This is a genomic window from Fulvimarina fulva (assembly GCF_039652615.1).
Lineage (GTDB): Bacteria > Pseudomonadota > Alphaproteobacteria > Rhizobiales > Rhizobiaceae > Fulvimarina.
The window spans coordinates 89,385-100,421 of record NZ_JBDJAC010000008.1 but is presented as its reverse complement, the minus strand read 5'-3'; the positions used below and the strand labels follow the sequence as shown (position 1 = coordinate 100,421).

11 protein-coding genes are annotated in these 11,037 nt (G+C 61.9%); 8 read left to right on the top strand and 3 right to left on the bottom strand.

The window, feature by feature from the left end:
• Positions 1–51: 51 nt before the first annotated feature.
• From ABDX79_RS12575 to ABDX79_RS12565, 3 genes are read right to left on the bottom strand one after another with little or no spacing between them, the layout of a single operon-like run.
• Positions 52–1,026, bottom strand: coding sequence for a TAXI family TRAP transporter solute-binding subunit (locus ABDX79_RS12575; protein WP_346220642.1), 975 nt, complete (start codon positions 1,024–1,026; stop codon positions 52–54).
• Positions 1,023–1,406, bottom strand: a complete 384-nt coding sequence (locus ABDX79_RS12570; protein WP_346220641.1) for an AtuA-related protein — start codon at positions 1,404–1,406, stop codon at positions 1,023–1,025. The genes ABDX79_RS12575 and ABDX79_RS12570 overlap by 4 nt, the downstream gene beginning before the upstream one ends.
• Positions 1,406–2,761: an acyclic terpene utilization AtuA family protein gene (locus ABDX79_RS12565; protein ID WP_346220640.1), complete on the bottom strand. Its 1,356-nt coding sequence runs from the start codon at positions 2,759–2,761 to the stop codon at positions 1,406–1,408. The genes ABDX79_RS12570 and ABDX79_RS12565 overlap by 1 nt, the downstream gene beginning before the upstream one ends.
• Before the next feature lie 123 nt (positions 2,762–2,884).
• On the opposite strand from ABDX79_RS12565, the gene ABDX79_RS12560 reads away from it, so the two are divergent.
• The 8 genes from ABDX79_RS12560 (at position 2,885) to ABDX79_RS12525 (ending at position 10,792) form a co-directional block, all read left to right on the top strand.
• Positions 2,885–3,811: a LysR family transcriptional regulator gene (locus ABDX79_RS12560; protein WP_346220639.1), complete on the top strand. Its 927-nt coding sequence runs from the start codon at positions 2,885–2,887 to the stop codon at positions 3,809–3,811.
• A 97-nt stretch (positions 3,812–3,908) separates the two neighbouring features.
• Positions 3,909–4,457 (top strand): carboxymuconolactone decarboxylase family protein, encoded by a 549-nt coding sequence (locus ABDX79_RS12555; RefSeq protein WP_346220638.1) that lies wholly within the window; start codon positions 3,909–3,911, stop codon positions 4,455–4,457.
• A gap of 431 nt (positions 4,458–4,888) precedes the next feature.
• Complete coding sequence (locus tag ABDX79_RS12550) at positions 4,889–5,797, top strand: LysR family transcriptional regulator (protein ID WP_346220637.1); 909 nt, start codon at positions 4,889–4,891, stop codon at positions 5,795–5,797.
• Between the two features lie 81 nt (positions 5,798–5,878).
• Positions 5,879–6,811 (top strand): NAD(P)-dependent oxidoreductase, encoded by a 933-nt coding sequence (locus tag ABDX79_RS12545; protein ID WP_346220636.1) that lies wholly within the window; start codon positions 5,879–5,881, stop codon positions 6,809–6,811.
• Complete coding sequence (locus ABDX79_RS12540) at positions 6,811–8,304, top strand: aldehyde dehydrogenase family protein (RefSeq protein WP_346220635.1); 1,494 nt, start codon at positions 6,811–6,813, stop codon at positions 8,302–8,304. Before ABDX79_RS12545 ends, ABDX79_RS12540 begins: the two co-directional genes overlap by 1 nt.
• A gap of 26 nt (positions 8,305–8,330) precedes the next feature.
• Entirely contained in the window at positions 8,331–9,158 is an 828-nt protein-coding gene (locus tag ABDX79_RS12535) for a DUF3100 domain-containing protein (RefSeq protein ID WP_346220634.1), read from the top strand.
• A gap of 3 nt (positions 9,159–9,161) precedes the next feature.
• A complete protein-coding gene (locus ABDX79_RS12530; protein ID WP_346220633.1) occupies positions 9,162–9,638 on the top strand; it encodes a hypothetical protein in 477 nt (158 codons plus the stop codon).
• Positions 9,635–10,792, top strand: a complete 1,158-nt coding sequence (locus ABDX79_RS12525; RefSeq protein ID WP_346220632.1) for a M20 aminoacylase family protein — start codon at positions 9,635–9,637, stop codon at positions 10,790–10,792. Before ABDX79_RS12530 ends, ABDX79_RS12525 begins: the two co-directional genes overlap by 4 nt.
• The last annotated feature ends 245 nt before the right edge of the window (positions 10,793–11,037 follow it).

Genomic DNA, 11,037 nt, shown 5'->3' with positions numbered 1-11,037 from the left:
GCGCTTCAGCCCACGCCGAGAGCGGCGAGCTCGGGCTGAAGCGCCGACTTTTCAGTTTGCCTGCGGGCGAAGCGCCTCGGGGATCTCTATCCCCTTTTCCTCATAGTAGCGCGCGGCGCCCGGATGCAGCGGAACCGTGGCGTACTGCATGGTCAGCTTGGCGAGATCCACGCCCTTCTGCGAGGCGAGCGCATTCGCCTGAACGGTCTCGTCCTCTACCGCCGCCTTGGTGATCTGATAGGCGGTTTCCTCGTCCATGTCCGGGCTGGCCGAGACGGCGAGCGCGAAGCTCCAGGTCTTGTAGGGCGGGATGCCCTGGCCGGCATCGGCAATCTCGACGACGGAGATGTCCTTCATCTTGTCCTTCAGCGTCGCGGCCTGCTCGTCGGTGAGCGAGACGACCGTGATCGGCGTGAAGGTGTTGATGTCGAGCGACGAGGCGTCGAGCTTCTCGCCCGCGCCGGATTTCACATAGCCGACGATGCGGTTGTCCTTGACCTGATCGACGACGTCGGTGGTCGAGCCGGGAACGAACTCCGGCGTGATGCCAAGGGTCTCAAAGACGGCCTGGGCGGTCGCCTCGGTGGCCGAGCCCCGAATGCCGGGATTGAAGCGCTTGCCATCGAGATCGGACAGCGTCCCGACATCGGCGTCCTTGCGCACCACGACATTCTGCGGCGCGGGCGAATAGACGAACAGGATCGGCGCTTGCTGGGCTTTCCCCTCGAACTCGTTTGTGCCCTGAGAGGCGTGCTGGACGACGTTGGTGGTCACAAGGCCGAGATCGACCTGGCCGCGCTGCATGCGCCTCAGATTGTCGAGCGTTGCGCCGGTCTCGGCGACCGAAGCGGAAACCCCCGGAACCTTGTCGTTGATCAATTGGCCGAGCGCGACGAAATAGCCGTACTGGCTGGACGAAGCCGAGGTCGAGCCGATCAACAGCCGCTTGTCCTGAGCGTTGGCCGGGCCGGCGACCGTGAATGAAAGCGCCGCAAGCGCTGCGGCGGCGAGAATGGTGCGTTTCATCGTTTCTCCTCCCTGAGATGTTCGATCTTTGCGATCATTTCCTCGTCCACGCCGATCTCCATTTCGAGGAGGCGGAACGAAAGGCTCTTGCCGTGACCGTCGAGGTTGAGGCTGGCATTGACGCCGCCGTCGAGAACATCGTCGATCACGAAATTGAGGGCGCCAAGGCGCGGCAGCTCGTAGCGCGTGATCCCTCCCGGCTCACGCGCGGCGAAGAGCTCGCGGACCCGCTCGATAGTCACGGCCTCGACGAGCAGCGGATAGAATTCGGGCCGGTAGGCGATGAGCGAGAGATTCAGCCGGTCGCCCTTGTCGCCGGCGCGCCCATGGGCAAGGGCGTGCAGCGAAACCGATCTCGTGCCGGTGGAGACGTGATCCATCAAAGCCCCCCGAAGAACCGGCATGTCGGCGAGATGTGGTCGCGCGGCACCAGCACAGACCCCGTCGAGACGCGCGAGCGGACACTGGTGCGCACGCCGCCGCCGCCAGCCGGCCCGCATGTATAGAGCGCGCCGACCTCGTAGATCGCCGCTTCCACGGCTTTCCTGTCCTTCGCCGCGACCGCGATCCGCAGCCGCACATCGCTGGAGGATGCAAGCTCGCTGGAGGCGATCCAGCGTCCGGCGTCGTCGGCAAAAAGGCTCGCCGTCCCGATCAAGTCGGCGCGCAGCTTCAGGGCCGGATCAACCCGATGCTTGACGACCCGCATCGCAGCTTGTGCCCGCGCGAGCGCGTTGGGACCTGAATAGGAGATCTCGCCCTCGCCGATGAAGCCGCCATCATAGCACACGGTCGCCTTCAGGGTCGGCGGCCGCGTCCTGCCCCGCGCCCCCGAAACATGAACCCGATCAGCGCCGATCTCGCGAACCTCGACGCCCGTCAGGTCTAGGACGACATCCGGGGTCAGATAGGCGGAAGGATCGTGGATCTCGTAAAGCAGCTGTTCCTTGACCGTGCGTTCCGTCACGCAGCCGCCTGTCGCCTGCGGCTTGGTGACGACGAGCGAGCCATCCTCGCTCACCTCGCAGATCGGAAAGCCGACCGTTTCGAGGCCGTCGACATCCTTGAAGCCGGGATCGCAGAAATAGCCGCCGGTCACCTGCGCCCCGCATTCGAGCAGGTGGCCCGCCATGGTCGCCGCGGCGATGCGGTCGCAATCGTCGAAGTCCCAGCCGAAATAAGCGGCGATCGGACCGACGGCGAGCGCCGGATCGGCGACACGTCCGGTGACGACGACATCGGCGCCATCGCTCAGCGCTGCGGCGATCTCGCGAGCGCCGAGATAGGCGTTGGCGCTGATCACCGTTTCGCCAGCCGGCACACCCGTGGCAAGCAAGGCGGAAAGCGCCTCGTCGCGGGAATTGGAGACCAGCTCGTCACCGCTGATGACCGCGATCTTCGGCGCACGGCATCCCAGCCGCCCGGCAAGCGCGGCGATCGCCCGGGCCGCGCCTTCAGGATCGGCGGCCCCGAAATTGCCGACGATGGCGATCCGGTGATCAAGACAAGCTTTGAGGATGGGTTCGAGGCGGCCTTCGAGATGCGCGTCGTAGCCGATGCGGCCGGCCGAACGTTCCAGCTGCGCCAGCGCGAGCGTCCGTTCAGCGAGGGTCTCGATCATCAGGCAGGCCGGACCGCCGGCGTCGACCAGCGCGCCGACCACGGCGACGGCCGCATCGAGACGATCGCCACCGAAACCTGCGCCACAGCCAATCCGAAAGACGGGCATCGCCATCCGGTCTCCTCCCATTTCCGTCAAAGCGTAAAACTGAGACGTCTCCCGGCTTCCAAGGTCACCCGGGATGGTCTATTTGTCGAATTTAATGATCAAATAGTTTGATTTGAAAAACCGATGAATATGCAGATGCGCCAGGTGCGCGCCTTTCTCGAACTGGCAGAAACGCTGAGCTTCAGCGAGGCCTCGGCGCGGATCGGACTGTCCCAGCCGGCCTTCAGCCTGTCGATCCAGAAGCTCGAGGAAGCCCTTGGCACGAAACTCTTCGACCGAACCTCGCGCAGCGTTTCGCTGACCCGGGAAGGACAGGCCTTCCAGCCGCTGGCACGGCGCCTTGCAACCACCTTCGACGAGACCGTCGAGGAGATGGCCGATCTCGTCGCCATCAGGCGCGGCCGGGTCGCCATGGCCGCCCTGCCTTCGCTCGCGGCACGCATCCTTCCCGATGCTGTTGCCCGCTTTGCTGCATCCCATCCCGGCGTCTCGATCCGCATCGCCGACGTGCTTCATGGCGCCGTCGTCGATCTCGTTCTGGCAGGCCGCGTCGACTACGGTTTCTCGGTGGAGCCGGAGAGCCAGGACGAGCTGAGCTTTACGCCTCTCGTCAAGGATCGGTTCGTGGCGATCCTGCGCGACGACGATCCGCTTGCCGGACAAACGCAACTGACATGGGAAGCCCTTCTCGCCAATCCGCTGGTGACGATGACCGGCGTCACCAGCGTTCGCCGCCGGCTCGACGCGGCGGTCGCCGGGATGAAAGCCCCACAGCTCGTCGGCGAGGTCAACCAGCTGGCGACGGTCTCGGGCCTCGTTCTCGCCGGTCTCGGTGTTTCCGCGCTGCCGGCGCTCTGCCTGCCGGTCGTCATGCGCCCCGGCCTGACATGGCTGCCCCTCGACGAACCCGTGACCGAGCGGACTCTCGGGCTCGTCCACCGCCGCAAGCAGAGTTTTTCGGTGGCTGCCAAGGCCTTTCTCGGCGAGCTTCGCCGCCTGCCGAAAAGCCGTGTCCTGACCGAGTTGGGCGATCAGATCCACTTCGAGGCGTTTTAGGGCAGCGCTTGACGACGGCGCTGCGACGAGCGACTGGCGTGCCGGCAAATCTTCCGCCCTGCCGTTTCAATCTTCCACACGATACGAAGGATTTTCCATGGCCAATCGTCCGATCGACCTCGACGAGAACGCTCTCACCCCGGAGCAGCGCACCGTCTTCGACGCGATCGCCTCCGGCCCGCGCGGCATCGTCGAAGGCCCGCTGCGGGTGTGGCTGCAATCGCCCGAACTGGCCGAAAAGGCGCAGGCGCTCGGTGCCTTCTGCCGCTATGGGACCCGCCTGCCGCCGAAGCTTTCCGAACTGGCCATCCTGGTGACGGGCGCTTTCTGGCAATCCGGCTTTGAATGGGCTGTCCACGCACCCATCGCCAGACAGGAAGGACTGGGCGAAACCGTCATCGAGGCGATCCGTCTCGGCAACCGCCCGGACTTCTCCGACGAAGCGGAAGAGGCCATCTACGATTTTGCAAACGAACTCCACCGCGATCATCGCGTCGACGACGACACCTATCGACGGGTCACCGCTCTCTTCGGACAAGAAGGTGCCGTCGAACTCACCGGCATTCTCGGCTACTACACGCTGATCTCGATGACCATCAACGCGTTCGCGGTCCCCCTGCCGGAAGGAGCTGCAGAGCCCTTCTAACCGGCTTCAGGCCGGGCGCGAGCTGGGTTTACAAATTTTCTATAGTCTTCTGCGGTGGGCAGCATGACGATGCTTCCGATTTCGACGTCTGCGGGCTGCTTGATTGCGAAGAGGACGGCCTCAGCGATGGAATCAGGCGAAAAGATAAGCTCTCGTTTACATTTGGCGCCCCGGCTGGCTCCTGACCCCGCAAACTGGTCAATTTTGCACTGGCAAGTGAAAGAAGATGATGTTGGTGGGCCCTGCTTGGAAATATTCGCTGAGACAGTTTCCGCTTTGAATCTTGCGGCGCGCTTTCCTTCACGCGTTCGATGCGGTCTCCTGGCGAACGAGATTGATAAATGGTTCAGAAAGACGGCTGGAAGCGAATTTCGAGAAAGCGGTAGCTTCGACAAAGAGCACGAGTCCCCTTCAAGAGATCGCCTCGACCGATGCACGATGATCGCTTCGCCCAAGTCTTTGCCGCCGTAGTTCGTCTGGGCAGTATCCGAAAAGCCGCAGTGACGCTTGGTGTCGATCCATCCGCGGTCAGCCGGGCGATCTCGGCCGCGGAAATCCGGTACGGGGTCGTTCTTCTTGAAAGGACCTCGCGCGGCATTCTGCTCACCGAAGCTGGTCGCGTCATGCGCGATCATGTCTGGCGACAGATCGAAGATGGAGATCGCCTACGGACGCAAATGAAGCGTCTTTCGGCCGAAACAGACAGGCAGGTCCGTATCCGGTGCGGCGAAGGTTTTCTCACCGATCTGATCGAGAACGGTCTTCCCCATATTCGCACCGCTGCGCCGGGCATCAATCTGAATGTTTCTCTCGGAACCACTCAAGAGATCTGCCAGAGCGTTGCGGAAAACAGCGCCGATATCGGAATTGCCTACGACATTCCCGCCGATCCCAATCTGCGAACCCTTACTCACAGGCCGCATCCGCTCACGGTCATTGCGCCGACGAGCGATCGCCTCGTCATCGATCTGAAAGAAACGATGGATCTGAAAGCGTTCATCGATGTTCCCATGGGCCTGCTGCCCGAGACCTACGGGGTGCGCAAACTTCTTGAAATCAGCGCCGAACGCCATGGCTTCCATCTGAAGCCGTTTTTCACCTGCAGCTCGATCTCGGGTCTTCTTCATTTCGTGGCCAGCGGTGGTGGTGTCACCTTTCTGCCTTCGAACGCGGCAGCTGCGCTTGTGCGCCAAGGCAGTGTTCGTGTTGCAACCCTTTCCAATCCGAGCCTGAACTTTCCGAATGCAGCCCTTTTCGTTCGCGCTCGTCAGCGTCCTGTCAAAGCCTCTGAAATCGTCGCAAAGGCACTCATGATCAGCATGAAAAGCTTCAAAGACTGATAGAGCACTTGCTGGAGCATTGCGATTTTCACAACGCAATGTGGTCAATTTTCTGGCTTCCGCTCAAGCGGTTTGCCTTTCATGCTTCCCATCGACCTAACGAGCGAAAGCATGAGAATGGCTATAGGCGAGATTGGAAACGTGGCTGTCATCGGTCTCGGACAGATGGGCCTTCCGATGGCTCTCAACCTCCAAAAGGCGGGCCTTGAGACGTTTTGTTTCGACCCGTCTTCCATGGCCACTGAACAAGCGACCTCGAGGGGCCTGTCTGTCGTAGCGGATGTGGAAAGCGCCTTTAGAGAAGCCACCTTCGTCGTTTTGAGCCTTCCCAACGCGGATATCGTCAAAACAGTCGTTGAAACCGGTCTCACCGGTCTGAGCGAAAATGCTCCCGCGCCGATCGTCATCGACGCCTCCACCTCGACAGCCGAAATGACCCGCCACCTTGCACCCAAACTACGCGAGCGCGGAGGCGATCTGGTCGACGCTCCGGTCAGTGGCGGACCAACGGGCTCGCGGGACGGCACCTTGACCTTTATGGTCGGCGGAGAGGCAGCTGCCATCGATCGATGCCGTCCGATCTTCGATATTCTCGGCAAAACGGTTCTCGTCGCAGGGCCGACGGGTGCCGGCAATGTGGCAAAACTCGTCAACAATCTCATGGTCGCCGGTCACATGCTGATTGCACGGGATGCCATGGCTCTCGCGAAGGCATCCGGTCTCGACCTCGAAGCGGCGCTCGAAGTCGTCAACGCGGCGAGCGGCGGATCTACCATCAGCAAGGTTCACTTTCCGGGCTGGGTCGTACCGCGCAGCTTCGACAGCGGCTTCACCATGGCCTTGATGCGCAAGGATCTTCGTCTTGCAGACGAACTTGCCGCCGAGAGCGGGCTTTCGCTGCCGATCGGCACGCAGGTCGTCTCGCTCTGGAACGAAGGGAACGCTCCTGCGGACGAGGAAGACTTTACCCGCATGGGCGATCCTCAACCTCTCCTGAACTCAGAGAATACGTGATGAACGACATGACGACAGCGACGATCGATCTGATGACGCCGATCCGCGGCGTGGTCGGCGAAGGTCCACTGGGGTCCTGGTCCGATGGCGCGATGCACCCCGGCAGCGGTGATCCCATCACTCTCCTTGATCCCTCGACCGGACGCGAAATCCTGACATATCACGACGCAGGCCCCGAAGTGGTCGGTCGTATCATGGCGCGCGCCGAGGCGGCGCAGATCGAATGGTGGGCGCTGACGGCTTCCGAGCGCGGGCGCGTCATGACCCGCATCGCGGCCCTTGTGAGGGAGAAGGCAGAGGCGCTTGCGACGCTCGACATGATCGTCGGCGGCAAGCCTCGCGCCGGGGCTTTCGGACAGGTCGAGAATGTCGCGGCGATGTTCGAGTATTATGCCGGCTGGTGCGACAAGCTGCATGGCGAGACCATTCCGCTCCCGACGAGCCACCTCAACTATACGTTGCGCGAACCGATGGGCGTTGCAGTCCAGATCACGCCCTGGAACGCACCGATCTTCACGGCCGGCTGGCAGATCGCCCCGGCTCTTGCCGCCGGCAATGCTGCCGTCCTGAAGCCGTCCGAGCTGACGCCGGTCTCGTCGGTCGCGCTCGGCGCACTCTGCGAGAGAGCCGGCGTTCCTGCCGGCCTGGTGGGCATCATCGCCGGCCTCGGCCACACGTCCGGCGTTGCGGCGCTCGAACATCCGGCAGCGTCGATGGCCGTCTTCGTCGGCTCGGCGGAAACCGGGCAGAAGATCGCGGCAATCGCGGCAAAGCAGGTCATGCCCTGCATCCTCGAGCTCGGCGGCAAGTCCGCGAACATCGTCTTCGACGACTCCGACCTCGAAGCCGCAGCGCAAGGTGCAAAGGATGCGATCTTCGCAGCCTCCGGACAGAGCTGCGTCGCCGGCTCGCGTCTCCTCGTTCAGAAGGGCATCAAGGACGCCCTTTTAAAACGGCTCGGCGAGATCTGCGAAGCCATGAAGGTCGGCGCGGCGAACGATGACGACGCTGCAATGGGGCCGATCCAGAACCGTAAGCAGCTCGAAAAAATCGAACAGCTGGTTTCGCAAGCGCAAGAGGCCGGTGCCCGGACGATCACCGGTGGCAGGCGGCCCGAAACGGGTTCGGACGGCTACTACTACGCACCAACCGTGCTGGAAGTTAACGATGCCGATGCGCCAATCGCACAGGAGGAAGTGTTCGGTCCGGTTCTGACAGTCCTCAGCTTCGACACCGAGGACGAAGCTGTGCGGATCGCCAATGCCACCCCCTACGGCCTTGCTGGCGCGGTCTGGACACAGAATGTCGCCCGGGCACACCGCATGGCAGCCAAGGTCCGGGCGGGGACATTCTGGATCAATTCCTACAAAGCCATCAACGTGATGACCCCGTTTGGCGGATCCGGCCTCAGCGGCCATGGCCGCTCGTCCGGGCGGGAGGCGCTGCTTTCCTATACCCGGGTGAAATCCGTCTGGGTCGAGACAAACGGCTGACATCTCATCATTCAAGGAGACCTCGCATGCAAAGCACGAGAAGCATTCTTGGCGACTGGCGGCTCCATGTGACCGCTCTTGCCATCACCATCGTGTCCGAACTGATCGGCGTGATCGTCATTCCCATCGGCATCGGCTCGGTCCTCTTGCTGCCGCTCCTTTACGCTTTCGTCTTCGGTCTCCTTCTCAATCCGAACGTCGTCTCGAAGATGAAGGGGTGGATCGGCAAGCGCGAAGTCGCCGCGGCTTCGCCATTGATTATCATTGCGATCATGCCGTTCATCGCCAAGTTCGGCACGATCATCGGCCCCTCCATGCAGACCATCATCGACGCCGGCCCCGCGCTGATCCTGCAAGAGGTCGGCAATCTGGGAACGATCGTCCTGGCCTTCCCCGTCGCGGTTCTGGTCTTCCGCATGGGGCGTGAATCCATCGGCGCGTGCTTCTCGGTGGCGCGTGAGCCGAATATCGCGATCATCGCCGATCGCTACGGGCTCAAGTCGAAGGAGGGTGCCGGCGTCATGGGCGTCTACGTCGTCGGAACGCTCGCAGGCACATTCATCTTCGCAATCCTCGCCTCGATCTTCGCAACCACCGGCCTCTTCAGTGTCGAGGCTCTGGCAATGGCTTGTGGCATCGGTTCCGGCTCCATGATGGCAGCGTGTTCGGGTGCCCTCGTCAATGCCGTACCGGAAATGCGCGAACAGATCCTAGCGCTCGCCGGTGCATCCAACGTCCTTACCTATGCGACCGGCCTCTATCTCGGCATCTTCGTCGCGCTGCCGCTCACCGAACGGGCCTATGAATGGCTTGATCGCTATCGCAAGCCGGCTTCCGTTTCGAAAGGGGAATAAGCCATGACCGACATCACACCCGATCGCGAACACGAGGACGACAAGACCCTCAATCTCGGCTTTCACGCAGCTGTCCTCGTCCTCGTCTGCCTCCTCGTCTGGGTCGGCAACACAGTTGGACCGGACAAACCGATCATAGCTGGCCTCATCGGTCTCGCCGTCCTCTACGCGATGGTCATGGTCGCTCTCGTCATTACGAAGTTTGCGCCTTTCCGTCTTCCAAGCGTTGCGTGGATCTCGCTCGTCGGCATCGTCCTTACCCTGCCATGGACGCCGGGCAGCGAGTGGATCGTCGCTCAAGTCTCGAATGTCGACTTCCTCGCGCTTGCAACCCCATGCCTTGCCTATGCCGGCATGGCGATCGCGCGCCGAGAAATTCAGGTCGCAAAGGAGTCGGGCTGGAAACTTGCCGTTATCGCCGTGCTAGTCATGATCGGCACCTATGCAGGCTCTGCTTTCATCGCCGATATCTTCCTATGAAAATGAATACGATCGATCCAGATCATGTCGCCGAGGCGGTTGCTTGGCGCCATGATCTCCACCGCCATCCCGAACTTGCCTTCGAGGAAAATCGCACGGCGGATTTCGTCGCCTCGCATCTGTCGAAATGGGGCTACGATGTAAAAAGCGGGATTGGCGGAACCGGCGTCCTCGCCACCCTTGGCGAGGGCGGCCCTGCGATTGGCATCCGAGCGGATATGGATGCCCTGCCGATCACCGAAGAAACCGGTCTTCCCTACGCGTCGAACATTCCTGGTAAAATGCACGCCTGCGGCCACGATGGGCACACCGCGACTTTACTTCTGGCTGCACGTCATCTTGCGAAACATCCGCCGCAAAGCGGCCGCGTGCATTTCATCTTTCAACCCGCGGAAGAAGGCGAAGCGGGCGCCGATGCGATGATCAGAGACGGTGTCCTTGATCTTGCCCCTTGTGAGGAAATCTACGCTCTGCACAATTGGCCGGGCCTTGAAATCGGTACCATCTCCTGTCTCGGCGGTCCGATGATGGCGGCATTCGCTGTCTTCGACGTTACCGTACGCGGCAAGGGGAGCCACGCGGCCATGCCCCATCTCGGCGACCCCGTCGTCTCGGCTGCGGCCAGCATCGCTTCGATGCTGCAAGAGCAAGGTTCGCGCCGCATCGATCCACTCGACCCGGCTGTTCTTTCGGTGACGCGAATCGAGGCTGGCAGCGCCTACAACGTTCTGCCGAGCAGTGCGACGGTCTCGGGAACGGCTCGTTGGTTTTCGGACACTGCCGGCACCACGCTCGAGAGAGTCGTCGAAACCGTCTCGGATGCCGTGGGCAAAGCGCACGGATGCGAAGTAAAAATCGACTACCGCAAGCGCTATCCGGCGACGGTTAACACCGTGACCGAAGCCGAGACCATTCGCGAGATCGCCGCGGCGGTGGGCCATTCGATCGTAGACGCCGGGCCGAGCATGGCTTCGGAAGATTTTGCATTCTTCCTCGAAAAATGCCCCGGCGCCTATTTCTGGCTCGGCGCGGGAACGCGCGAATCCGGTGGATCGGCGCCCCTTCATTCCCCGCATTTCGATTACCAGGACGATCTGATCGGTCCCGGTGCAGAACTCTGGGTTTCCTTGGCCTACCGTCAATCAAATCGCTGAGAACAACGATGCGGACCGCTCGGTAGTCGGTCGATCGTCGTGGTGAACCCATCACACCATGATCAAGGAAAGGTCGGCAGAATGATATTTTTGATCGTGTCCCACCGTGTGATGTAGCTGACGTTTGGCCTCGCGGATCACGGCAGCGTCGAGCTGATCAGCCTGTCATCCGGCAGGCAGGCTGCGACGGGCAGGCTGATGAGGGGATCATCGCAGATGGGCGCGAGAGTTTACAATGTCATGTA